Source organism: Kribbella sp. NBC_00709 (assembly GCF_036226565.1).
Taxonomy (GTDB): Bacteria; Actinomycetota; Actinomycetes; order Propionibacteriales; family Kribbellaceae; genus Kribbella.
Window position 1 is genome coordinate 126,404 of record NZ_CP108996.1, and the last position, 23,877, is coordinate 150,280.

General features: G+C 69.0%; 24 protein-coding genes. 6 read left to right on the forward strand and 18 right to left on the reverse strand.

The annotated features are described in order from the left end of the window. Positions 1-32 precede the first annotated feature (32 nt). Positions 33-629 carry a TetR/AcrR family transcriptional regulator gene (locus tag OHA18_RS00635; protein WP_329001433.1) on the forward strand — a complete coding sequence of 199 codons (597 nt, stop codon included), beginning with the start codon at positions 33-35 and terminating at the stop codon, positions 627-629. Here OHA18_RS00635 and OHA18_RS00640 read toward each other — a convergent pair. The 3 genes from OHA18_RS00640 to OHA18_RS00650 are packed head-to-tail and all read right to left on the reverse strand — an operon-like array spanning position 558 to position 3,225. Then, positions 558-1,811: a hypothetical protein gene (locus OHA18_RS00640; protein WP_329001434.1), complete on the reverse strand. Its 1,254-nt coding sequence runs from the start codon at positions 1,809-1,811 to the stop codon at positions 558-560. The two genes, OHA18_RS00635 and OHA18_RS00640, sit on opposite strands and share 72 nt — an antisense overlap. Next, positions 1,808-2,251, reverse strand: coding sequence for a sigma factor-like helix-turn-helix DNA-binding protein (locus tag OHA18_RS00645; protein ID WP_329001435.1), 444 nt, complete (start codon positions 2,249-2,251; stop codon positions 1,808-1,810). Before OHA18_RS00645 ends, OHA18_RS00640 begins: the two co-directional genes overlap by 4 nt. A gap of 26 nt (positions 2,252-2,277) precedes the next feature. Further along, entirely contained in the window at positions 2,278-3,225 is a 948-nt protein-coding gene (locus OHA18_RS00650; RefSeq protein WP_329001436.1) for an NAD(P)/FAD-dependent oxidoreductase, read from the reverse strand. Between the two features lie 74 nt (positions 3,226-3,299). Between OHA18_RS00650 and OHA18_RS00655 the strand changes: the two genes are divergently transcribed. Together OHA18_RS00655 and OHA18_RS00660 are read left to right on the forward strand one after the other, a co-directional pair. Further along, the gene (locus OHA18_RS00655) at positions 3,300-3,875 is read left to right on the forward strand and encodes a helix-turn-helix domain-containing protein (RefSeq protein ID WP_329001438.1); all 576 of its coding nucleotides are present in this window, start codon (positions 3,300-3,302) and stop codon (positions 3,873-3,875) included. Positions 3,876-3,888: 13 nt separating this feature from the next. After that, positions 3,889-4,848, forward strand: a complete 960-nt coding sequence (locus OHA18_RS00660) for an asparaginase (RefSeq protein ID WP_329001440.1) — start codon at positions 3,889-3,891, stop codon at positions 4,846-4,848. On the opposite strand, the gene OHA18_RS00665 is transcribed toward OHA18_RS00660, so the two are convergent. From OHA18_RS00665 to OHA18_RS00695, 7 genes are read right to left on the reverse strand one after another with little or no spacing between them, the layout of a single operon-like run. After that, positions 4,845-6,065 (reverse strand): RNA polymerase sigma factor, encoded by a 1,221-nt coding sequence (locus OHA18_RS00665; RefSeq protein WP_329001442.1) that lies wholly within the window; start codon positions 6,063-6,065, stop codon positions 4,845-4,847. The genes OHA18_RS00660 and OHA18_RS00665 overlap by 4 nt on opposite strands. After that, positions 6,043-6,450, reverse strand: coding sequence for a YciI family protein (locus OHA18_RS00670; RefSeq protein WP_329001443.1), 408 nt, complete (start codon positions 6,448-6,450; stop codon positions 6,043-6,045). The genes OHA18_RS00665 and OHA18_RS00670 overlap by 23 nt, the downstream gene beginning before the upstream one ends. Positions 6,451-6,510: 60 nt before the next feature. Then, on the reverse strand, positions 6,511-7,698 hold the full coding sequence (ftsY, locus tag OHA18_RS00675; protein WP_329001445.1) for a signal recognition particle-docking protein FtsY: 1,188 nt from the start codon (positions 7,696-7,698) through the stop codon (positions 6,511-6,513). 43 nt (positions 7,699-7,741) lie between these two features. Continuing rightward, complete coding sequence (gene cydC, locus OHA18_RS00680) at positions 7,742-9,388, reverse strand: thiol reductant ABC exporter subunit CydC (protein ID WP_329001446.1); 1,647 nt, start codon at positions 9,386-9,388, stop codon at positions 7,742-7,744. Next, positions 9,385-11,010 (reverse strand): thiol reductant ABC exporter subunit CydD, encoded by a 1,626-nt coding sequence (cydD, locus tag OHA18_RS00685; protein WP_329001447.1) that lies wholly within the window; start codon positions 11,008-11,010, stop codon positions 9,385-9,387. The genes cydC and cydD overlap by 4 nt, the downstream gene beginning before the upstream one ends. Further along, positions 11,007-11,996 (reverse strand): cytochrome d ubiquinol oxidase subunit II, encoded by a 990-nt coding sequence (gene cydB, locus OHA18_RS00690; protein WP_329001448.1) that lies wholly within the window; start codon positions 11,994-11,996, stop codon positions 11,007-11,009. Before cydB ends, cydD begins: the two co-directional genes overlap by 4 nt. A gap of 10 nt (positions 11,997-12,006) precedes the next feature. Beyond that, positions 12,007-13,410 (reverse strand): cytochrome ubiquinol oxidase subunit I, encoded by a 1,404-nt coding sequence (locus OHA18_RS00695; RefSeq protein ID WP_329001449.1) that lies wholly within the window; start codon positions 13,408-13,410, stop codon positions 12,007-12,009. A gap of 84 nt (positions 13,411-13,494) precedes the next feature. Between OHA18_RS00695 and OHA18_RS00700 the strand changes: the two genes are divergently transcribed. Together OHA18_RS00700 and OHA18_RS00705 are read left to right on the forward strand one after the other, a co-directional pair. Then, the gene (locus OHA18_RS00700; protein WP_329001450.1) at positions 13,495-13,887 is read left to right on the forward strand and encodes a BlaI/MecI/CopY family transcriptional regulator; all 393 of its coding nucleotides are present in this window, start codon (positions 13,495-13,497) and stop codon (positions 13,885-13,887) included. Further along, positions 13,884-14,789, forward strand: a complete 906-nt coding sequence (locus OHA18_RS00705; protein ID WP_329001451.1) for a M56 family metallopeptidase — start codon at positions 13,884-13,886, stop codon at positions 14,787-14,789. The genes OHA18_RS00700 and OHA18_RS00705 overlap by 4 nt, the downstream gene beginning before the upstream one ends. Here OHA18_RS00705 and OHA18_RS00710 read toward each other — a convergent pair. The 5 genes from OHA18_RS00710 to OHA18_RS00730 all read right to left on the reverse strand — a co-directional run bounded on the left by OHA18_RS00710 (position 14,782) and on the right by OHA18_RS00730 (position 18,443). After that, entirely contained in the window at positions 14,782-15,342 is a 561-nt protein-coding gene (locus OHA18_RS00710) for a dihydrofolate reductase family protein (RefSeq protein ID WP_329001452.1), read from the reverse strand. The genes OHA18_RS00705 and OHA18_RS00710 overlap by 8 nt on opposite strands. Positions 15,343-15,511: 169 nt before the next feature. Further along, positions 15,512-16,603: a threonine aldolase family protein gene (locus OHA18_RS00715; RefSeq protein WP_329001453.1), complete on the reverse strand. Its 1,092-nt coding sequence runs from the start codon at positions 16,601-16,603 to the stop codon at positions 15,512-15,514. A gap of 31 nt (positions 16,604-16,634) precedes the next feature. Further along, on the reverse strand, positions 16,635-17,330 hold the full coding sequence (locus OHA18_RS00720; RefSeq protein WP_329001455.1) for an anti-sigma factor family protein: 696 nt from the start codon (positions 17,328-17,330) through the stop codon (positions 16,635-16,637). Further along, on the reverse strand, positions 17,327-17,857 hold the full coding sequence (locus OHA18_RS00725; RefSeq protein WP_329001457.1) for a sigma-70 family RNA polymerase sigma factor: 531 nt from the start codon (positions 17,855-17,857) through the stop codon (positions 17,327-17,329). The genes OHA18_RS00720 and OHA18_RS00725 overlap by 4 nt, the downstream gene beginning before the upstream one ends. A 55-nt stretch (positions 17,858-17,912) precedes the next feature. After that, complete coding sequence (locus OHA18_RS00730) at positions 17,913-18,443, reverse strand: COG4315 family predicted lipoprotein (RefSeq protein WP_329001458.1); 531 nt, start codon at positions 18,441-18,443, stop codon at positions 17,913-17,915. An 86-nt stretch (positions 18,444-18,529) separates the two neighbouring features. Between OHA18_RS00730 and OHA18_RS00735 the strand changes: the two genes are divergently transcribed. Beyond that, positions 18,530-18,853: a nuclear transport factor 2 family protein gene (locus tag OHA18_RS00735; RefSeq protein ID WP_329001459.1), complete on the forward strand. Its 324-nt coding sequence runs from the start codon at positions 18,530-18,532 to the stop codon at positions 18,851-18,853. Here OHA18_RS00735 and smc read toward each other — a convergent pair. From smc to mutM, 3 genes are all read right to left on the reverse strand, one after another. Next, entirely contained in the window at positions 18,850-22,398 is a 3,549-nt protein-coding gene (smc, locus tag OHA18_RS00740) for a chromosome segregation protein SMC (RefSeq protein WP_442914366.1), read from the reverse strand. The two genes, OHA18_RS00735 and smc, sit on opposite strands and share 4 nt — an antisense overlap. A gap of 279 nt (positions 22,399-22,677) precedes the next feature. Further along, a complete protein-coding gene (locus OHA18_RS00745; protein WP_233715190.1) occupies positions 22,678-22,833 on the reverse strand; it encodes a hypothetical protein in 156 nt (51 codons plus the stop codon). A 188-nt stretch (positions 22,834-23,021) separates the two neighbouring features. Next, positions 23,022-23,876 carry a bifunctional DNA-formamidopyrimidine glycosylase/DNA-(apurinic or apyrimidinic site) lyase gene (mutM, locus tag OHA18_RS00750; protein ID WP_329001461.1) on the reverse strand — a complete coding sequence of 285 codons (855 nt, stop codon included), beginning with the start codon at positions 23,874-23,876 and terminating at the stop codon, positions 23,022-23,024. Position 23,877: the final 1 nt, after the last annotated feature.

The following is a 23,877-nucleotide window of genomic DNA, read 5'->3' on the forward strand; positions in this document are numbered from 1 at the left end:
CGGAGGCGGAACCGAGGATCCGCCGCTACGCCGTGCAGCTGCTACTGGAGCGGGGATTCGACGGAATGACGGTGGACGACGTCGCCGAGGCCGCGGGGGTCGGCAAAGCGACGATCTACCGGCGGTGGGCCAGCAAGGAGCTGCTCGCCAACGACGCGATGGCCGACCTGTTCAACCTGGAGATACCGGACGCCGACACCGGCTCGATCGCCGGCGACCTGCTCGAGGTGTACCGGACGGCCTTGTTGTTCGCCAACTCAGAAAGGGGACTTGCAGTGATTCGCCTGGCTGTCGCCGAGGCGAACCGTGACCAGCGGTCCGCGCAGATCTACCGGAACGTCCTGGACCGGCGGATCGAACTGACCGAGGACGCACTGGACCGGGCCAGATCCCGGGGAGAACGGGTCCGCAGCACCGCGGATCCCGTCTTGATGGTGGAGTGGATGGCAGGTGTGTTCGTTGTCCGGGCGCTGACCGGGCAGCCGATGCCACCGCCGGAAGACGCCGAGCGCCTGGCCGACGTCACCCTGCGGGCCATCCTCGAGGACTGGAGCGGCTCATGGCCGCAGCCCCGGTCCGAGAGCGACTTCGCCTACAGCGAGTTCGGTAACCCGCCGGACCCCTCCTGAATACAGGTCCCAGGCCAAGACCCAGCCTCGGACCTGCACCAGCACATTCTGCTCGTCGTACCAGCCCAGCACTGCGCAACAACCCGGCTCCCGCACATCCCCGGGATCCCCAGGGGAGGGCGGTGTCCGCCCGGAATCGGTGCGAGGTTCGCCCAGGATGAGGAGCCTTCCAGGCACCGCCCGGAAGGTCGACATCACCGCGACGCCCTGTGGCTGCGAGCGAAGCGTCGGGACCTGCGGAAGCTTGCCGGCGATGAACAGCCGGGCGACGCCGCCACCGTCGGACGAGAACGTCTGCCCCACCCACGACTGGACGGGGAGCGTCAGGGTGGTCTCTTCCGTCCACTGGCCGTTGTCCACGTAGCGCATCACGGAGCCGGTCTGGATGCGGAACGGCGCGGTGACCGCCTCCGGGTCGTTCGAGCCCTCGATCCGGACCAGAGGCGGCTCGCCGTCCCCGCCTTCCCCGAGCAGCACCCGGTACGCGATGCCAGGCCCACTGACGAGGATGTGCTGCGCATCCGCGAGCCAGGACACGCTCCGGAAGTCTCCGACGGGCAGGCGGTACTGCGAGATCTCGGCCGTCGATGCGTTGACGACGACCAGTTCTCCGGGCTGGACGAAAGCGGCCAGCCTGCCGTCGTGCGACACCGCGCCCGGGCTCAACGGCGGGGTGCCGTCGACACTCACCAACTCGACCGCGGCCTGCGACCACGACGAGTCATGGCCGAGCAGCAGCGGCTCGTAGGCATCGCCGTTCTTCACCAGCACCACAGCGGCGATGCTGCCGAGCTTGTTGCTGGACAGCGCGTGGACCTTGTCCGGTAGCTCCAGGCGATCCCCGAGCTGAGTCTCGAGCCGCTCGAGGAACCGCTCGCTGCCAGGCGGTGGCGCGATCCAGAAGTCGACTCCGGAGATCTGCCCGGCCGGTGCGACGTAGCCGGGCAGGTTGGTGGGCAGCTTGATCGGCGGGGTGAGGTCAGCCTTGCCGTTGGAGCCCACCTCGATCGAGATCGACACGACGAGCAGTGCGACCAGCACGAGGAGCAGGCTGACCACGACGATCCGTCGCCGGCGACGTCGTACCGTCAGCCCCGCAGCCCACGCCGCATCGGCCATATCCGGCTCGGGCAGCAGGTCGACGGTCTCGCGCAGCAGCGGCTGGATGTCTTCCCGCCTCATGGGGCATCACGCCAGTCCCCCGCGCCGAGCGCCGTACGGAACCGGCCGAACGCGGTCAGACCGTGCGCGTGGACGGCGGTGTGCGTCATCCCGAGCAGATCGGCCACCTCGAACTCGGTGAGCTCCTCCACGTGCAGCAGGACGAACACCGTGCGCTGCGCGGGCGTCAGTTCGCCCAGTGCGGCCTTCACCTGGTCGTCCTCGTCCGGGAACGCCGGCGTCCGGTTCCACGGCTTCAGCGCCGGCAGGTACAGCGTCCGCTGCACGAACGCGTCGGGGTCGTCCACCCTCGTCCACTGCATCGACAGCTGCGTGAAGGCGCGCAGAAGCACCTTCTCGGCTCGTGCCAGGTCGCCGTACACCAGGTACGCCGTACGGAGCCATCTGCCTTGCCGTGCATCCACGAACGAGGCGAAATCCGGGTCGACCGTGTCGCGCATCCACCCTCCCGGCTCCATTCAACTCCTCAACTACTGCGCACTGCCACTGCCTGACGGGTCTCTTCGGTGATCAGGTCGAAGTTGATACCTGCGCCCGCCATCAGTCCGGCCGCCGCGGAGGGCATCACCTGTGCCATCGGATTGGTGACGTTGCCCGCCGCGAAGACGCCAGGCACCTCTGTGGCACCCATTCCGTCGACCTGGACCGCGGTACCGATCTCTACGCCGTTGTTCTCGATGAGCGTCGGCTCCAGCCCCAGATCGGCCAGGAAGCCGGCCCGGGCGCGCACCGTGGTCTGGACCGCCAGCGCCTGCCGCGGAACGACCGTGCCGCCCTCCAGCCGCACACCGGTGATCCGGTCGTCGGTCACCTCGATCTGCTCGACCTTCCCCTGTACTACGGAGATTCCACGCGCAGCCAGGTCCTCCCACTGTTCATCGGTCGGCTCCGGCGCGGTGTGCAGGAACAGGGTCACGTCGGCACTCAGCTGCCGGAACAGCTGCACCTGGTGCAGCGCCATCGAGCTGGTCGCCAGTACGCCGATGGCCTGGTCCCGCACCTCCCAGCCGTGGCAGTACGGGCAGTGGATCACGTCCTTGCCCCACCGCTCGGCCAGTCCGGGTACGTCGGGCAGTACGTCGGTCAGCCCGGTCGTCACCAGCAGTCGCCGGCTGCGGTACGTCGTACCGTCGGCCAGCTCGACCGTGAAACCGTCGTCGTCCTGCCGCGCCGTCGTGACGGTCCCATCGGCGAACTCACCGCCGTACCCGATCACCTCCTGGCGGCCGAGCGCGTAGATCTCGCCCGGCGGCGTGCCGTCGCGGGTCAGGAAGTTGTGCACGCCGTCCGCGGGCGCGTTGCGCGGCGTACCGTCGTCCACTACCAGCACCGACCGGCGCGACCGGACCAGGGCCAACGCACCACTCAGCCCGGCGGCGCCGCCACCGATCACCACCACGTCGTACTTCGTCATCTCGGGACTCCTCTGCTCGGGTATGTCTCGAGGATCCGTCGTGGTTTTCATTTTCGACAAGTATTGTTGCCGCTATGGCAAACGACGAGGACGTGCTCGAGTCGGTCGGACCGCGACTGCGGGGTCTGCGGGTCGAGCGCGGGACGACACTGGCTCAGCTGTCCGAGGCGACGGGTATCTCGGTCAGCACCCTGTCCCGGCTGGAGTCCGGTCAACGGCGGCCGACGCTGGAGCTGCTGCTGCCGCTCGCGCGGGCGCACCAGGTGCAGCTGGACGAGCTGGTCGACGCACCGCCGACCGGGGACCCGCGGATCTACGCCAAGCCGATCAAGCGCCACGGCACGGTGCACATCCCACTGAGCCGGCGGCCGGGCGGGCTGCAGGCGTTCAAGCAGATCCTGCCGGAGGGGTATCCGGGCAATGACATGACGCAGAAGACGCACGAGGGCTACGACTGGCTCTATGTGCTGTCCGGACAGGTCAGGCTGAGGCTCGGCGACCAGGACTTCGTGCTGAAGGAAGGCGAGGTGGCCGAGTTCGACTGCCGGGTGCCGCACTGGTTCGCCAATCCCGGTCCTGGACCGACCGAGGTGCTATGTCTTTACGGCCCGCAAGGGGAGCGGATGCACGTCAGAGCCCGCACCACATGACAGGAGACTCGTAGTGAGCGTCGCGTTGTTCACGTTGGGTGGAACGATCTCGATGGCCGGCAGCCATCGCCTGACCGGTGACGACCTCACCGCCGCGATGCCCGGTCTGGCCGAGCTGGGCCACCCGGTGGAGATCCAGGACATCGAGAAGATCCCCAGTGCCAACCTGACCGCCGCCAAGGTGCTCGAGGTCGCCGACGCCGCCTCGAAGGCAGTCACAGCAGGTGCTGCGGGCGCAGTGGTCACGCAGGGCACCGACACCCTCGAGGAGAGTGCCTTCCTCGCGGATCTGGTCTGGCCGCACCCGCAGCCGCTGGTGTTCACCGGCGCGATGCGCAACCCGACCCTGGCCGGTCCTGACGGCCCGGCCAACCTCCTGGCCGCACTGCGGGTCGCCTGCTCCCCCGCTGCCCGCGACCTGGGCGCACTGGTCGTCCTCAAGGACGAGATCCACGCGGCGCGCTGGGTGCGCAAGACGCACAGCACGAGTACGGCGACGTTCGTGTCACCGAACACCGGTCCGATCGGTCATGTCGTCGAGGACCAGGTCCGCGTCCTGACTCGTCCGCTCCGGCTGGACGGCGTCCAGGGCAGTGCCGAGCCTGCCGAGCTCGACAACCTCAGGGTGGCGCTCTACACGGTCACCATGGACGACGACGGCCTGCTGCTGCAGGGACTGGCCGACACGCACCACGGCCTGGTCCTCGCCGGGTACGGCGTCGGACACGTGCCGGCCGCACTGGCGCCGGTGCTCGGCGAACTGGCGGCCCGGATGCCGGTCGTCCTGACCTCACGCACTGGTGCCGGCTCGGTGGTCCGCAACACGTACCACTCCCCCGGCTCGGAGACCGATCTGTTGCAGCGCGGTCTGATCGACGGCGGTTTCCTCGACCCCTACAAGGCGCGGGTGCTGCTTCGGTTGCTGCTGGCAACGGACGACGACATCACTGCGGCGTTCGCGCAGTACAGCTAACTGAGCGAGGCCGCCTTGGTCATCAGGTAGTCCCGCTCGGGCAGGCTCGTCGTACCGCGGGCCGCTGCACGGAAGTGTCCGGCGGCGGTCTCGTCGTCGCCGCGCATCTCGTAGAGGTGCCCGCGGGTGGCGTCCAGGCGGTAGTGCCCGGCCAGCTCGTCGTCCAGTGGCTCGAGGAGCTTCAGACCGGCGTCGGGGCCGTCCACCATGGCGGCCGCGATCGCCCGGTTGAGTTTCACCATCGGGTTGCCGGACAGATCCTCCAGGAGCCCGTACAGCGCGAGGATCTGCGGCCAGTCGGTGTCCTCGGCGCGGTCCACCTCGTCGTGCAGTGCGGCAATCGCGGCCTGGATCTGGTACTCGCCCAGTGGTGGCGTGTCGAACGCTTCGACCGCGAGCGCCACGCCTTCGGCGATGTGGTTGCGGTCCCACAGCGACCGGTCCTGCTCTGCCAGCGGGATGAGCTCTCCACCCTTGCCGGTCCGCGCCACGCGCCGGGCGTCGGTCAGCAGCATCAGGGCGAGCAGTCCGGCCACCTGCCCATCGTCGGACAGCTGAGCACGTACGGCGCGGGTCAGCCGGATCGCCTCGGTGGAGAGATCGCTGCGGTGCAGCTCCGGGCCGCTGGTACTCGTGTAGCCCTCGTTGAACATCAGGTACAGGACGTGCAACACGTTGCGCAGCCGCTCGGGGTCGGCGTCCAGCTCGAAGCTGGCGCCCTTCAACTTCTGCTTGGCCCGGCTGATCCGCTGCGCCATCGTTGCCTCAGGCACCAAGTACGCCGTGGCGATCTCGGCCGTCGTCAGACCGCCGACCGCCCGCAGGGTCAGCGCGATCGCCGAAGCCGGTGTGAGCACGGGATGGCAGCACAGGAACAGCAGCCGGAGGGTGTCGTCGTGTTCCTCGACGTCGGCGGCCGGCACCTCCCGCAGCGCGGCCCGCTCCTCGCGACGCCGCCGCGCCTGCTGCCGGCGCACCTCGTCGATCAGCCGCCGCGAGGCGGTCTGGATCAGCCAGGCCTTCGGCTTGTCCGGGCGGCCGTCCCGTGGCCAGGTGGTGGCTGCGGCGAGCAGCGCCTCCTGGACTGCGTCCTCGGCCGCAGCGAAGTCACCGGACCAGCGCACAACGGCCCCGAGGACCTGCGGCGTCAGTTCACGCAGCAGATCCTCGAGGCCGTCGCTCGGACCCTCAGGGTCAGAAGTCTTGGAGATCGGCATCCGACTCCATCACCCGGCGGACCTCGATCGGTTGCTCGAGCGGTACGCCGCCAGGTCCGGGTGCGGCGGACTGGTAGGCCGCGATCTCGTAGGCCCGCTCCTCCGACTCGACGTCCACCATCGTGTAGCCGGCCAGGACCTCCTTCGACTCGGCGTACGGACCGTCCGTCAGCACCGGCGCGGTCACGCTCGCGGCGCGGACCACCTTGGCGTGCGACGGCCAGGTCAGGCCCATCACCTCGACCAGCTCGCCGTTCTGCCGCAGTTCTTCGATGCCCTGGCCGAGGTGGTCCATGTGGGCCTTCATGTCGGCCTCGTCCCACTCCAGCATCGGCGTCTCGCAGTTCCCGCCGTCCATGTTCATCAGCAGCATGAACTTGGTCATGTCATCTCCTTCTCGTAGCGCCTTTACCCGGGAGACGGAGCCGCTGCCTGGTCCTCTACATCAGTCCAGCAGGGCGTCGACGAACTGCTCCGGATCGAACGGCGCCAGGTCGTCGGGTCCCTCGCCGAGGCCGACCAGCTTCACCGGTACGCCGAGCTCGCGCTGCACCGCGATCACGATGCCGCCCTTCGCCGTACCGTCCAGCTTGGTCAGGACCAGTCCGGTGACGTCGATGACCTCTGCGAACACGCGGGCCTGGGTGAGGCCGTTCTGACCGGTGGTGGCGTCGATGACCAGCAGCACCTCGTCGACCTCGGCCGACTTCTCGATGACGCGCTTCACCTTGCCGAGCTCGTCCATCAGACCGGTCTTGGTGTGCAGGCGGCCGGCGGTGTCGACCAGTACGACGTCCGCCTCCTCCGCAATGCCCTCCTTGACCGCGTCGAACGCGATGCTGGCCGGGTCGCCGCCCTCGGGTCCCCGCACGGTCCGGGCGCCGACGCGCTCGCCCCAGGTCTGCAGCTGGTCGGCGGCCGCCGCGCGGAAGGTGTCGGCGGCGCCGAGGACGACGCGCTTGTCCTCCGCGATCAGCACCCGGGCCAACCGGCCGACGGTCGTGGTCTTGCCGGTGCCGTTCACTCCGACCATCAGCATGACGGCGGGCCGGCCGTCCTTGCGGCTCGCCTTCAGCGACCGATCCATTGACGGGTCGACCAGCTGCACCAGCTCCTCGCGGAGGATCTCCCGGGCCTGTGCGGCGCCGACACCCTCCACGCGCATCCGCGTGCGCAGCTTCTCGACCAGCTCCTGCGTCGGCGCGACGCCGACGTCCGCGGTGATCAGCGTGGTCTCGATGTCCTCCCACGCCTCCTCGTCGAGCTTGTCCCGGGACAGCAGCGCGAGCAGACCCTTGCCCAGTGAGCCCTGGGAACGAGCCAGGCGGGCCCGCAGCCGAACCAGCCGGCCCTGCGCGGACTCCGGCTTCTCCAGGGTCGGGGTCGCAGCCTCCGGCAGCTCGGCGTCCTCCAGCGTCCGGGTCGGCGTGTCGCGGGGTTCCTCGGCGTCCTCACCGACCTTCGGCTCCGGCGCCTCCACCGCAGCGGGCTTGGCGGCCGGAGGCAGCTCGGAACGGCGCCGCCGGGCGACGACCAGTCCGGTGGTACCGACGACGAGGACGACCGCGATCGCCACGACGATCGTGATCAGGGCCTGGTCGGTGAGGAGCGAGACGAGCTGTGGGGTCAACACGATTCCCAATCTTGACAGACGCCCGGCCCGCCGCCCGCATTTGTCACGTCAGGCAAACCAGTCGTCGCGGTACGTGAGTGGGCACCAGCTCAGGCCGATGCGTGAGCAGGACCACGGTCCGGTCGCCCGCCGCCGCGAACAGGTCGTCGAGCAACGCCCGGCCGGTCTCCTCGTCCAGATGCTCGGTCGGCTCGTCCAGGACGAGTACGGCGCGGTCGGCGAGCAGGAGCCGCGCGAACGCGAGTCGCTGGCGCTCACCACCGGAGAGCCGGGCACCGTGCTCTCCGACCATGGTGTCGAGGCCGTCCGGCAGCTTCTCGACGAACAACCCCAGACGCGCCCGGTACAGCGCCTTCCACAGCTGCAGGTCGCTCGTTCCCGGCTTTGCGAGGAGCAGGTTCTCCCGGATGCTCGTGTCGAAGACGTGGCTCTCCTGGGTCAGCAGGCCGACGACAGATCGGACCTGGTCGCCGTCGAGCCTGGTCAGGTCCACGCCGTCCAGCAGCACCTGTCCCCCGCGCGGCTCAAGGAACCGCAGTAGTACCGCGGCCAGAGTGCTCTTGCCCGAGCCGCTCGGACCGGTGATCACCACGCGGCTTCCGGCGGGCATGTCCAGACTGAGCCCGTCCAGTACGTCGGTGTCGTCGTACCCGACGTGTAGCAGCCTCACTTGCAGGTCGCGTCCGGTCGGAAGGGGCAGGGGGTTGGTTGGTTCGGTGACTGGGTCTGGGGTGTCGACGAGATCCTGGACCCGGGTTAGGGCGGCTCGGACCCGGATCGCTAGTTGGGCGGCTGCGGGGATGCCGCCGAGTACGTCGGCCAGTGCGAGCGGGGTGAGGACCAGTACTGCGAACACTGCGCCGGTGATGTTCGCCGTACTGCCGAGGAGCAGGGCGGCCACGCTGGCGCCGCCGACGCACAGGACGAGGAGGGCGCTGCCGAGGCCGGTGCTCCAGGCGGAGCGGCGTTCGGCGGCTGCTAGGCGGGCGTCGTCGCAGCTGAAATCGTTCAGTACTGCGTCGATCGCGTTGTAGGCGACTACGTCGGCTGCGGTGAGCAGGGTCTCGGTGGTGGTGGCTGCCACGTCGCCGCGGGCGCCGGTGATGTTGCGTTCGGCTCGTTGGGCGGTGCGCGCGGTCAGCCAAGGTACGACGGTGCAGGCGACCAGGACTGCTAGTGCGACCGCTGCGCCGGCTGTTGGGAGCAGGAGAGCGAGGAGGGCCACCGTCGCGGCGGATGTGACGGCTGCGACCGCGACTGGCAGGAGTACCCGCAGCCAGAGGTCGAGGACGGCATCCACGTCCAGCACGAGTCGAGCCAGCAGATCGCCTTGGCGCTGCGAGGTCAGTCCACCTAGTGCGATCTGCTCGAGTCGGCCGCTGATGCGGGCGCGGGTATCCCCCAGCACCCGGTACGCCGCGTCATGGCCGACCAGCCGCTCGACGTACCGGAAGACGCCGCGCCCGACGCCGAACGCACGCACCGCGACGATCGGCACCAACAGCAGCAGCACTGGAGGCTGCGCCGAGGCAGCCGCAATCAACCACGCAGAAGTAGCCAGCAACGCCACAGCCGAGCCCGCCGCCGCAGCGCCCAACACCAGCGCAAGCGCAAGCCGCCACCGCACACCCGCTGCAGGCCGCACCAGCTGCCACCACGCCGGGCCAGTCGATCGGTCCGGCCTGATCATGCGTTCACCAGCTCTTGAGTTCCTACGCTGACTGTTCGGTCGGCGGCGGCGATCAGGGCGGGGCGGTGCGCGACCATCAGGACTGTGCGACCGCTGGAACGCAGACCGGCGACAACCGCGGCCTCGGCGTCTAGGTCGAGGCCTGCGGTGGGTTCGTCGAGGAGGAGTACGGAGGCGTCGGTGATCAGGGCGCGGGCTAGAGCGACTCGGCGTTGCTGGCCGCCGGACAGGAGCTGGCCCTGTTCCCCGACCGCCTTGTCCAAGGACAGCTCACCGGCTCCGGCAGTGAAGAGCGCCAGCCGCACCTCGTCGTCCGACGCGTCCGGGCGGCCCAACCGCACGTTGTCCGCGACGGTCCCCAACCGCAGCCCCGGTCGCTGCGGCACCCACGCGAACTGCCGCCGCCACGCCACCGGGTCGAACTCATCGGCCGCACTGCCACCCGCCACGACCACACCACGCTCCAGCTCCACAAACCCCAGCAGCACCGCCAGTGCAGTCGACTTCCCAGCACCACTCGGACCAGTCAGCGCGACCACCTCCCCGGGCCGCAGCTCCAGATCGAACCCGTCCAGCGCAGGCTCATCACGCCCCGGGTACCGCACGGTCACGTCGTACATCTGCAGCGGACTTACGCGCAGATCAGGCACATCGGTCCGGTCACCACGCACCGGCAGCGGCGTCTCCAGCACCCGGAACACCTCTTCACTGGCCGCCACCCCGTCCGCGCTGGCGTGGAACTGCTGACCGACCTGCCGTAACGGCAGATACGCCTCCGGCGCCAGGATCAGCACCATCAACGCCGTCTCCAGCCCCAGCTTCCCGTCGACGAGCCGGAGACCGATGCCCACGGCAACCAGCGCCACCGAGAGGCTGGCCAGCAACTCCAACGCGAACGACGACAAGAACGCCAACCGCAAGCTACTCATCGACGCAGTCCGGTGCTGATCGGTCACCCGGCGTACGGCGGACTCCTGGGCCTTCGCGCGACCGAACAGCTTCAGCGTGGTCAATCCACCAACCACATCCGCGAAGTGATGCGCCAGCACAGCCAGCGCATGCTGGCGCCGCCGGCTATGCGCCTGCGTCGCCCAACCGATCAACACCATGAAGATCGGGATCAGCGGCAGCGTGACCAGCACAGTTCCAGCGGCGATCAGATCGCCCGTCGCCATCCAGCCGATCACGCCGGCCGGCACTGTCGATGCCAGGACGAGCTGCGGCAGGTAGCGGGCGAAGTACGGATCCAGATCGTCAAGGCCCTTGGTGAGCAGCGTTGTCAGCGCACTGCTGCGTTCACCACTCAGCCAGACCGGCCCGAGCTTCAGCGAGTGCTCCAGCACCTGCCGCCGCAGCGTCGACTTCACTGCCGCCGCAGCGCGCTGCGCGACCACCTCCTGCGCCCAGACCAGCAACGCCCGGCCCGCAACCACCAGCGCCAACCCCCAGGCCACATCGGTGACCACACTGCCCCGCAGTACGACGCCTGCAATTCCGTGCGCCAGCAGCACAGCCTGTACGACGATCAGCACGCCGCTGGCCACACCGATGAGCACCGACGCCGCCAGGAAGACCCGAGCGCCCCGGGCCCGCCGCAGCAACCGCGGGTCGAGCGGCTTCACGACGCCGCCACCATCACGCGCTTCCGGAACACCCAGTAGGTCCAACCTTGGTAGAGCATCACCAACGGCAGGAAGATCGCCGTGATGATCGTCATCACCTTCAACGTGTACGACGAGGACGCCGCGTTGACCGCGGTCAGTGTCGACCCCGGATCGAGCGTCGACGGCATCACGTCCGGGAACAGTGCGACGAACAGCGACACCACGGCCAGTCCGATGGCCGACGTCGTACCGATGAAGGCCCAGCCCTCACGGCGCAGGAGGTTCGCCACCAGGCCGCCGGCGAACGCGACCACCGCGGCAATCGTCACGATGACCGAGACGGTGTCGCCCCGCAGCGCCTGTGCCCAGGCCAGGAAGGCGATCGTCAGTACCGCGGCGACGCCACCGGTGCGGGTGGCCAGTCGGTTGGCGCGCACACGCAGGTCGTCGGTGGTGCGTAGCGCGAGGAAGATCGCTCCGTGGGTCACGAACACCGCCACGAAGGTGAGACCGCCGAGCAGCGCGAACGGGTTGAGCAGGATCCCGAAGCTGCCGACGTACTCGTGGCCGGCGTCCAGCGGCACGCCCCGCACGATGTTGCCGAAGGCAACGCCCCAGAGCAGCGCCGGCAGCAGCGAGCCGATCGTGATCATCAGATCCATCCGCCCGCGCCAGGCCGCGTCGTCGCGCTTGCCGCGGTACTCCAGCGCGACACCGCGGACGATCAGGCCGACGAGGATCAGGAACAGCGGCAGGTAGAACCCGCTGAACAGCGTCGCGTACCACTCCGGGAACGCGGCGAAGGTCGCCGCGCCGGCCATGATCAGCCAGACCTCGTTGCCGTCCCACACCGGCCCGATCGTGGTGATCGCCGCCCGTCGTTCGGGCTCGTTGCGGCCGAGCACGCGGAACAGCATCCCGACTCCGAAGTCGAAGCCCTCGAGTACGAAGTACCCGGTCCACAGCATCGCGATCGCGATGAACCACACAGTCGTCAGTTCCATCAGATGCCCCTCAGTACGCCAGCGACAGCGGTTTGTCGGGCTGATCCGGCGCGGTGTCCGGTGGGTCGTCGGTCCCGGCCAGGCCGCCGCGGATGGTCCGCAGCAGCAGCTTGGTCTCGACGATCGCGAGTACGCCGTACAGCAGGGTGAACCCGACCAGGGAGGTGATCACCTCGCCGCTCGTCGTACTGGGCGACACACCTGATGCCGTGGGCAACAACCCGAACACCAGCCAGGGCTGCCGCCCGGTCTCGGTGAAGATCCAGCCGAACGTGTTCGCGACCAGCGGCAGCAGCGGCAACGGAGCCGCCAGCCAGACCAGCCAGTGGCTGGGCGCCCGGCCGCGGCGGGTCACCCACAGCAGCCAGAGCGCGACGGCTGCGGACGCCATGCCGACGCCGATCATCAACCGGAAGGTCCAGTACGTCAGCGGGATGTTCGGCTTGTACGACCCGGGACCGTACAGCTGCTCGTACGCCTCCTGCAGCGAGTTGATCCCCTTCACCTCACCGCCGAAGTGCCCGGTGGCGAGGAAGGACAGCAGGTACGGCATCTTGATCGAGAAGATCTCCTTGGACCCGTCCAGCGTGCCGACGGTGAACACCGAGAACGACGCTGGCTTCTCGGTCTCGTACAGCGCCTCGGCCGCGGCCATCTTCATCGGCTGCACCTCGGTCATCACCTTGCCCTGCAGGTCCCCGCTGATCGCGACGCCCACGCTGGCCACGAGCACCACCGAGGCGCCGATCTTCAGCGCCGACCGGAACACATCCCGGTCCGTGTCGGGCCGCCGTACCAGGTGCCACACCGCAACCCCCGCGACGAACGCGCCGCCGACCATGAACGCGGCGAAGATCGTGTGCGGGAACGTCACCAGCACGACCTTGTTGGTCAGCACCGCCCACAGATCCGTCAGCTCCGCCCGCCCACGAGCGGCGTTGTAGCGGAAGCCGACCGGATTCTGCATCCACGAGTTGGCCGCGAGGATGAAGTACGCCGACAACTGCGTGCCGAGCACCACCATCCAGATACAGCCCAGGTGGACCAGCTTCGGCAGCCGCTCCCACCCGAAGATCCACAGGCCGATGAACGTCGACTCGAGGAAGAACGCGAGCAGGCCCTCGAGCGCGAGCGGCGCACCGAACACGTCCCCGACGAAGCGCGAGTAGTCGCTCCAGTTCATCCCGAACTGGAACTCCTGCACCAGCCCGGTGACCACGCCCATCGCGATGTTGATCAGGAACAGCTTCCCGTAGAACTTGGTCAGCCGCAGGTACTTCTCCTTGCCCGTGCGGTACCACGCAGTCTGCAGGCCGGCCGTGATCGCGACCAGCGAGATCGTCACCGGCACGAAGAAGAAGTGGTACACGGTGGTGATCGCGAACTGCCAGCGCGCCAGATCCAGGGTGTCCATCCCGAAGGCCTCCCCAACCCATCTACGACGTTTCGTAGTAGATGCTAGCGCGGATCTACTACGACGTGTAGTTATACTGGTCACGTGGCGAGTGAGGACAAGGCACCGCGCCCCCTGGGTGACCTGGAACGCCTGGTGATGGAGCAGCTCTGGGCCGCGCCGACCGCGTTGACCGTGCGCGAGGTGCACGAGCAACTGGCCGGCACGCGAGAGCTCGCGTACACCACCGTGATGACCGTTCTGGACCGGCTGGCGAAGAAGAAGCTGACCGAGCGCGAGCGCGACGGCAAGGCCTGGCGCTACCGCGCCGCTGCGCCGCGCGAGGAGCTCGCCGCAGACCTGATGCGGGACGCACTGGACCGCGCCGGTGACCGGAGGGAGGCTCTGGTCCGCTTCGTCGGCCAGGTCTCCGACGAGGAAGCAGCACTGCTGCGCGAGGCCCTGTCCCGACTGGACGGTCAGGAGCAGACGGGGTGATCACCCCGGTCCTGCTGGCCGTCCTGGCTCTCGTGCTCACCGGCCCGGCACCGGCCGTGCTGGCTCGCTCCAGCTGGCCCTACCGGGTCCCCCGCGCTGCCGTCATCCTCTGGCAGGCGATCGCGCTGGCCGCCGTACTGGCCGCACTGGGTGCCGGTATCGCCCTGTCGTACTCGATCGCGGGCCGGCCAGGTGAGCCGCGGTTCGACCCGTCGTCGCCGCGTGACCTCGTGGCCGCACTGATCCTGGCGATGACCGCACTGGTCGTGGTGCGGCTGCTCTGGGCGGTCGGACGGGTGGCAGTCGGCACGAGGGCTCGTCGCAAGCGGCACCGCGATCTGGTCGACGTACTGGCCACTCCGGACGGCCTGATCCCCGGACTGCGGGTGCTGGCCGAGGAGACGCCACTCGCCTATTGTCTGCCCGCGCTGCGAGGCGCACGGGTTGTAGTGTCCGTCGGTGCGCTGGACCGGCTGGACGACAGCGAGCTGAAGGCCGTGCTCGCCCATGAGCAAGCTCATCTCCGGGCACGTCATGATCTGGTGCTGGAGGAGTTCACCGCACTGCACCATGCCTTCCCACGCTGGGTGCGCAGTGATGTGGCGCTGGAGCAGGCCCGCACATTGGTCGAGTTGCTCGCTGACGACGACGCCAGGCGCCGCAACGGTCCACGTCCGCTGGCCCGCGCACTGGTAGCGCTGGCTGGTTCCCCGGCCCCAGAGGCGGCTCTGGCGGCAGCCAAGTCCGCCACTGTCCTCCGAGTCGAGCGCCTGGCCGGTCCGGCCCCCAACGAGCGCACACTCTCCACGCTGACCTACGCCGGCGCAGTCACGCTCTTGGTCCTTCCCACGATCACCATCGCCGCCCCGATCGTGAAGGCGATCGTGGACGCGGTCAGTTGACCGCCGGCTGGTAGCGCACCAGTACGCCGCCGCGGCCCCACTGGCGTGCCTCGATCAGCTGCAGATCCACCGGCGACTCGCCACTCGGGAACGCACTCTTCCCCCCGCCCAGGAGGATCGGGCAGATGCGGAGCTGGACCTCGTCGACCAGTCCGGCCCGCAGCAACGACTGGAACAGCGTGATGCTGCCCCACAGGATGATGTCCTTGCCGGTGTCCTCGGCCTTGAGCGCACGCACCGCATCGACGTCACGGAGCACCAGACCCGGCTCGTGCGATCCCCACGGCGCGTTCTCCAGCGTGGTCGACACGACGACCAGCCGCAGCGAGTTGAGCTTCGGCGCGATCGGTTGATCCGCCGACGCCTCGGTCGGCCAGTACGCCGCGAACAACCGGTAGGTCTCGGCGCCCAGGAGCATCGTGTCGATGCTCTCGAGCAGCTCGAGGTTGTCGTCCGGGTGCTCCCCGACGGACTCGAAGAAGTCGAGCCCGCCATCCGGCCCGGCGGCGTACCCGTCGAGCGTCACGTACTCCTGGAAGATGAGTCGCCTCATGCTCCGGGACACTACAGCGCCGCTACCCGAAGCGTTTACCTTCTCCCCGCGCCACAGCGAGCAGCACCAGGCCCGACAGAACCAGCAGAACGACCATCGTCACGACGAATGTCAGCACTTCTCTCCCCGAATCCCCACAGCCCCACACCCAACACAGGGCCTGACGCTCTCAGCGGGTCAGAAGTTCCCCGAACGCCTTGGCGATCTCGTCGACCTGCCAGGTCAGCGAGTGCGGTGTCACCACGACCTCGATCCACGACCAGCCAGGTACGTCGGCCGACTGCCACGGCGAACACAATGCCTCGCGGGTCCGCTCCATCCGCTCGACCGCGGTGCGCTCGATCGCATCCGCGGCACGTGGTGCGTAGAGCCGGAACGAGTTGGTGTGCGGCGGCTCCGGGAAGACGCGGAATCCTTCGCTCTGCAAGGCCATCGCGACCTCGACCGCCCGCTGGTGCAGGACGTCCATCAGTGGCAGCACGGTCCGCAGTCCGTCGCGGGCGGACACGGCGTACGGGAAGAGCGAGAAGACATTGCCGCCCAGTCGCCGCTGCCACCGCCGTACCTCGGCGATCACGTCCTCGGGGCCGGCCAGCGCAGCACCGCTGATCCCGCCGAGCACCTTGTAGAACGACACGTACACCGTCGAGGCCAGTGCAGCGATCCCAGCCAGGCTGTGCTCGAGGTACGGCGTGCTCTCCCACAGCCGCGCCCCGTCCAGGTGCAGCGGTACGCCGCGCTCAGCGCAGTACTCGGAGAACACGACCAGCTCGTCCCACGTCGGCAGCACGTATCCGGCATCGCGCAGCGGCAACTCCAGGGTGACCGCAGCCAGCTTGCCTGGAATCGCGGCCAGCTCGTCCGGCCGGGGCTGTCGTGGCTCTGACGTCAGCCGCTCGATCCGGAGGTGATGCACCTCTTCCAGCGCGTTCAGCTCGTGCACCAGGAGGTGAGACAGCCCGTGTACGGCGACCCGGTTGGTGCCCGCGCGGTCGGCGTACACGCGGAGCACACTCTGCTGCGCCATGATGCCGGTCGGCAGGAACACCGCTGCCGGCTTACCCAGCAGGTCAGCCACCTCCTGCTCCAGCGCCGCGACCTCGCCGCCGTTGCCGTACATGTCGGCGAGGTCGTCCGTGACGACATCTGCGAGTTGCCGCAACCGGTCCGGCACCGGCACTCGCCGGTTGAACAGCCAGCGCTCGCAGTTGTCCGCCGCGTTCTTCCGGCGCTCTCGGAGGTCCTCGGAGGTAGTAGCCACGGCCCCATCCTCTCGTGTCCCGCAACTACTTTCAGATCGTTGTCGTGACTACGTGCTTCCCCTGCAGGGTCCTGATCTCCACGGACTGCACCTGATCCAACGGCACCAGCACACCGCCGCCGAACGTGCTGCCGTTCTTGGCTGCCTTGGGCGACACCACCCAGCTGCCCGCCGTCCAGGTCTTGCCGGCCCTGTCGGTGACGAGGAGCTGACACTGGTCCCCTGCCGTCAGCCCACTGACCTCCACCTGCACCCAGCTCCAGCCGGTCCGCGGCTCGACCGTCGTAGCCATCTTCGCGCCGGTGACCGTGTCGGTTGCAGTGACTTCCTTGTAGCCGGCCGCGGGTTCGCTCGCCTGCGGTGGCGCGGTCGAGCGACCTAGCACGACGCCGCCGCCGAGCGCTCCGGCGACCACGACGAGGGCAGCGGCCACCATCAGCCAGCGGGAGCGATTGCGCTTGGCCGGGACCGGGAGCGGCGGCTCTGCCGACGACTCACGGACCTCCCGCAGCGTGCGCTGCAGCAACAGGTCACCGCCCTCCGGCGGCCCTTCCAGGAACGCCTCCGGCGGCACCTCACCGAGGAAGTCCTTCATCTCCTCGAGTTCAGCAAGCTCAGCACGGCACTCCGCGCAGGTGGCGAGGTGCTCGTCGACAGCCTGCACGTCGCCAGGCTCCAGCGCGCCCAGGGCGTAGGCGCCGAGTTGCGTACGGTCATGCTCATTCATCGGGACACCTCCGCTTCTGATCCGGCCATCACCGCGCGCAGAGCTCGGAGGGCGTAGTACGAACGCGATTTCACGGTACCGGGTGGGACACCCAGCTCCTTGGCAGCCTCTGCCACGGACCGCCCGCGGTAGTACAGCTGCACGAGTACTTCACGATGCTCAGCCGACACGTGATCCAGGGCGTCCATCACGACCATGGTGTTCACCACGGACTCGGAGTGGTCTCCCTGGACGGGTGGCTTGTCGACCACGTCCGCCACCTCTGCCGGACGTACGGCCCGGGCCCTGGCTCGGTCGGTGACGATGTTGCGCGCCACTGTCAGCAGCCAGCCCCGGACCGACCCTCTGCCGGTGGTCAGGTCGTCGGCGTGCTTCCAGGCCCGGACCAGTGTCTCCTGTACGACGTCCTCGGCCGCAGCCCGGTCTCCGGTCAGACGGGTCGCGTACGCCAACAGGCTGCGCCCGTGCTCGGCGTACAGCGTGCGGATCAGTGTCTCGGCATCGTGCGGCCCTGGGGTGTCACCCACCGACCGCACGATACCGGCATCAGCAAGCGGCCACACCAGGGCAGCACCAACGGACTCAGTAACCGCCATTGCCGGAGCCGGCCGGCTGGGTGGTGATCTTCTTGCCGTCCGCACCGACGACCCACCAGACACCGCCGACCGCCTGGCCCTTGGCCTCACCGGCCTGGCTGTCGCTGGCGAACAGGTAGAGCGGCAACCCGTTGATCGCCAGCTGCTTGGATCCGTCCGAGCGGGTGACCGTGCTGATCAGCGAGGCATCGATCCCGGTGAGCTGCGGCGTACCGTCGCCGGCCGCGACCACCGGCCACTTGGCCAGGCAGTCGCCCTCGCAGTTCGACTTGCCCGAAGTGTCCTTGTCGAACACGTACACGGTCCGTCCGTTGCCATCGACAACGACCTTGCCGAGACCGTTGACGTCCGCGGTCGCCAGCTTCGCTCCGGCACCGGCCGGCTGGCCGGCCGGCGCCGAACTGCTCGCGCCGGAACCAGAACCTGAGCTCGAATCATCACTACCGCAAGCGGTCAGCCCTGCCAGGCCGAGCACCGCTACGCCGACCACGCCGACCACACTGCTCAGTCGCTTCATCAGACCCTCCTTGGTTGACCGTCCGTCACCCCGCCACACGTACGGATGCACGGACCGGTTCAACCAGGAGGGTTATCGTCGCCACCATGAGCCAGGAAATCCCAGCAGCGGTACAGCGCGCGCTGACCGCGATCGACGAGCAGGACAACGACGCGTTCGTGGCCGCGTTCGCCCCGGACGGCTACGTCAACGACTGGGGCCGGGAGTTCCGCGGCCCCGACCAGATCCGCTCCTGGAGCCACAACGAGCTGATCGGCAAACAAGCCACCTTCACCGGCACGGTGGTCACAGTCGCCGGCAACCCCCTCACCATCCTCACCCAGGTAGGCGGCCAGGGCTTCAACGGCCCGTCCCACTTCACCTTCGCCATCGAGAACGACCAACTCACCTCGATGACGATCACTGCCTAGACAGGTTCGGGTTCGCGGATTCGCTGGGAGATGACTGCGGAGACGCCGTCGCCGCGCATGGTGACGCCGTACAGGGCGTCGGCGACCTCCATGGTGCGCTTCTGGTGGGTGATGACCAGGAGCTGGCTGTTCTCGCGGAGTTCTTCGTAGATCTCCAGCAGCCGGCCGAGGTTCGTGTCGTCGAGGGCGGCCTCGACCTCGTCGAGGATGTAGAACGGCGACGGGCGGGCCTTGAACAGCGCGACGAGGAAGGCGACCGCGACCAGGGACCGCTCCCCGCCGGACAGCAGCGAGAGCCGCTTGACCTTCTTGCCGGGCGGGCGGGCCTCGACGTCGATCCCGGTGGCGAGCATGTCGTCGGGGTCGGTCAGGACCAGCCGGCCCTCACCACCCGGGAACAGCCGGCTGAACACGTGCTCGAACGCGATCTCGACGTCGCGATACGCCTCGGTGAAGACCTGCTCGACCCGGTCGTCGACCTCCTTGACGATGTCCATCAGGTCGCGGCGGGACTTCCTCAGGTCGTCGAGCTGCTCGGACAGGAAGCGGTGCCGCTCCTCCATCGCGTCGAACTCCTCGAGCGCGAGCGGGTTGATCTTGCCGAGCTGGTTGAGCGCCCGCTCGGCCTGCTTCAGCCGCTTCTCGACCTTGGTCCGGTTGAACGGCTCGCCCTCGAGCTCCAAGGTGCCGTCGTCGCCGTCCTTGGGCAGCGGCGGCACCAACTGGTCCGGTCCGTACTCCGTGACGAGGGCCTCGACCTCGATCCCGAGCTCGCCGAGCGCCTTCTCGTACAGCTGCTCGAGCCGCATCTTCTGCTCGGCCCTGGCCAGCGCGTCGCGGTGAACGGTGTTGGTCAGCTGCTCCAGCTCGGAGCTCAGGTTCCGCGTCGCGGACCGGGACTGCGCCAGCGCCTGCTCGCGGTCCGCGCGCTGCGCCTGGATCGCCGCCCGCTCGGACGCAGCCAGCTGCAGCGAGGACTCGAGCCGGGCCAGCACGTGGCCGGCGGCCAGGTGCACGGCCTGCGCCGCCTCGGCCTGGCGGGCCCGACGCGCCGCCCGGGCGATCGCCCGCGCCCGCGCCTCACGCTCCTGGCGGGCAGCACGCTCCAGCGAGTCGGCCCGGCCGGACAGCGCCCGGGCCCGCTCCTCGGTGGTCCGCAGCGCCAGCCGCGCTTCCATCTCGGCCGCACGTCCCGCCTTGGCCGCATCGGCCAGCCGGTCGCGCTCGGACGTGTCCGGCTCGTCGCCGTCGTCGTCGAACGCCTCGGCGTCCATCAGCCGCTCTTCGAGCTCGGCCAGGCCGGACAGGTTCTTGTCGCGCTCCTCCTCGGCCGCAGCGATCGCCTCGCCCATCCGCTGCGCCTCACCGCGGGAGGCCTTCGCCAGCGACCCGAAGTGGGCCAGCTGCTCAGCCACCGCGGCCATCGCCGCATCGGACTCGTGCAGCCGGGCCAGGGTGATCTCGACGGACTCCTTCTGCCGGGACCGCTCGTCCTCCAGCCCCTGCAGCTCGAACCGCAGCCGCTCGCTCCGCGCCGTCGCCTCGGTCAGCTTCTCCGACGCCTCGTCGACCGCGGACTGCACCTCGATCAGGCTCGGCGCCGCATCCGACCCGCCGTACGCGAAATGCGCTCCGAGTACGTCGCCGGCGCGCGTCGTACACGTGACATCGGGCAGATTCCGCACCAGGGACTGCGCCGCCGGTACGTCGTCCACCACGGCGACCTTGCGCAGCAGCCGCCGCAGCGCGGGCCGCAGCGTCTCCGGGCAGTCCACGACATCGACGGCGTACGACGCTCCGTACGGCAGGACCGGCCACATCGAGTAGTCGTCGGCGGGCGCGTCGCCGAGCAGCATCCCGGCGCGGCCGAGGTCGTGCTGCTTCAGGTGCCCGACGGCCTGCAGTGCGGCGTCAGCGTGCGTCACCGCGACCGCGTCGGCGGCCTCACCAAGAGCGGCCGCGATGGCGGTCTCGTACCCGGCGCGCACGCTCAGGAGCGCGGCGACGGAGCCCATCAGGCCGTTGACCTGCTCGGAGGCGGCCAGCAGGGCGCCGGCGCCGTCCTTACGGTTCAGACCCAGCTCGAGCGCTTCCTTGCGGGCGGCCAGACCGGTGCGCTCGCGTTCGGCGTCACGCTCCTCGGCGCGCAGCTTCGCCAGCCGCTCGTCCATCTCGTCGAGCACCGCCTGGGCGGCCTCGAACTGGTCGTCGAGACCCTTCTCGCCGGCATCCAGCCCGGCGACCTGGGTCTCCAGCGCGGTGAAGTCGTGCTGGGCCTTGGCAGCGCGAACCTCGGCCTCGTGCATGTTGCCGGCCAGACGGCCGATCTCGGACTCGGCCGCGGCCGCGCGGCTCTGCAGCGCATTCACCTGGCCGGTCAGCCGGGCCAGGCCCTCGCGGCGGTCGGCGGCGGCCCGGATCAGCGCGGAGATCCGGCGCTCCTCCTCGGCCTCCTGCGCCTCCAGCTGCTGGCGGCGCTCGACGGACTCGGCAAGCAGCTCGGAGTGCGCCTCGACCTCGGCCTCGATCTGCGCCTCGGTCTCCCGGACCCGAGCCGCCTCCAGCTCGAGCTCGTCGGGGTCCCGCCCCGAACGCGGGCCGTCGTCGGCCTCGTCGTTCAGCGAACGGATCCGGTCGGCCGCGATCCGCGCCGTACCTTTGACCTTCTCGCCGAAGCCGGACAGCTGGTACCAGGTGTCCTGCGCGGCCTGCAGGGCCGGCGCGTCCTCGCGGAGCGCGTCCTCGAGCTCGGCTTCCAGCTCGCGGGCCTCCCGCAGCTTCGCCTCGGTCTCGGACCGGCGCTCGGTCAGCGCGGCCTCGTCCCGCAGCTCGGCCTCGAGCGCGGACTGGGCCTGGACGATGTCGTCGGCGAGCAGCCGGGCGCGGCCGTCCCGGACCTCCGCCTGGATCGTCACTGCTCGGCGCGCCACCTCCGCCTGGCGTCCGAGCGGCTTCAGCTGGCGGCGGATCTCGGCGATCAGGTCGCCGAGCCGGTGCAGGTTGCCCTCGGTGGCCTCCAGCTTCCGGATCGCCTTTTCCTTGCGTTTGCGGTGCTTCAGGACGCCGGCCGCTTCCTCGACGAATCCGCGCCGGCCCTCGGGCGTGGCGCGCAGGATCGAGTCGAGCTGGCCCTGGCCGACGATGACGTGCATCTCGCGGCCGATACCGGAGTCGCTGAGCAGTTCCTGGACGTCGAGCAGCCGGCAGTTCTGGCCGTTGATCTGGTAGTCGGACCCGCCGTTGCGGAACATCGTCCGGCTGATCGTCACCTCGGCGTACTCGATCGGCAGGGCGCCGTCGGTGTTGTCGATGGTGAGCACCACCTCGGCGCGGCCCAGCGGGGCGCGGCCGGAGGTGCCGGCGAAGATGACGTCCTCCATCTTGCCGCCGCGCAGCGACTTCGCGCCCTGCTCACCCATCACCCAGGCCAGTGCGTCGACGACGTTGGACTTGCCGGAGCCGTTCGGCCCGACGATGCAGGTGATGCCTGGTTCGAAGTTCATCGTCGTCGCGGACGCGAACGACTTGAATCCCCGGAGCGTCATGCTCTTCAGGTACAAGGCGAAGCTCTCCAACCCGTGAAAGGACAGACGATACCGAAGGAACCGTCGTAACTGCTCGTGCCGCTACCCGGGGGAAGTAGTTCCGCTGTGCAGTCTACAAACAGATGCGCGCGAACTTGTGGAGGCCGACCGGTGCGAACGGGCCGGCTGTAAGGGCAACAGAAGCTGAACATAGAACCGGCGGAGGCCCGGACGGGGGCCACCGCCGTGGTTGTGCGGACGGTCGAGATGCAAATTCTCTGTTGTCGCGGGCTAGGGTCCTCAGACCGAAGCGGGGGCGCGCAAAGCCTCGTCGACGGTCAGCAGGCGACCCTCGTGAATCTGTGCGACGAGGTGGTCGTTCTCTGCCTGCAGACGCATCACGTGCGCCTCCAGGTCGGCGACACGCCGGTTGAGCAGACGAACCTGCTCGAGCATGCGCGGGTCAGTGCCTCCAAGATGCCCTAGAAGAGCCTTGGCCATTGTGCTGTCCTCCGGAAGGGTTCTGGCCGGGTGCGCTCCAGGTCCTGGTCATGAAGGAGCGCTGAAAATGTGTGCCGTCTTTCAGGGTGACACCGGCGGGGGCGACGGGTCAACCTGGGCCACGTTTATTAACGATACCTCGCTCACCAGCGAACGTGGCGAGGAACGGGCTGACATTTCGGGCACCGGTACGACGAACGGTTCATGAACGGCTCGCGACGGATCGGCCGCCCGTCCCGCGGGCACGGCGATCCCTCCTGCCCGTAGACGTTCAGGCCGCGCTCGAAGTACCCGGATTCCCCGTTCACGTTGACGTACAGGGCGTCGAAGCTGGTGCCACCAACGGTCAGCGCCTCGGCCATCACCTCGTGCGCCTGCTGGAGAATCCCCTTGATTTGTAAGGGCTTCAGCGAATCTGTTGCCCGGGCGTAGTGCAGCTTCGCCCGCCACAACGCTTCGTCGGCGTAGATGTTGCCGATCCCGCTGACCGCGGTCTGGTCGAGCAACGCCCGCTTGAGGCCAGTCTTCCGACGCCGGATCTTCGCCGTCACCGCCTCCGGATCGAACAGAGGATCGAACGGATCGCGGGCGATGTGGGCGATCTCGGCGGGCAGCTCGGCACCGCCCTCGGAGTACGACAGACCACCGAACATCCGCTGGTCCACAAAACGGACCTCTCCGAGGTCGTCCGCAAAGCGGAATCGGACCCGGAGATGCGGCTCGTCGGGCGCGCCGACGGGCTGGACCCGGAACTGACCGCTCATCCCGAGGTGGGTGAGAACGGCATCCCCGGAGACCAGCGGGAGCCACAGGTACTTCCCGCGGCGGGCCGGCTCGGCGAACACCTGGCCCTTGAGCCGGGCCACGAAGTCGTCCGGCCCTGCGGCGTGCCGCCGTACCGGACGGGGGTGCAGGACCTCGACGGCGTCGATCGTCCGGCCGGTGGTGAACTGCGCGAGCCCCCGGCGGACGACCTCGACTTCGGGAAGTTCCGGCACC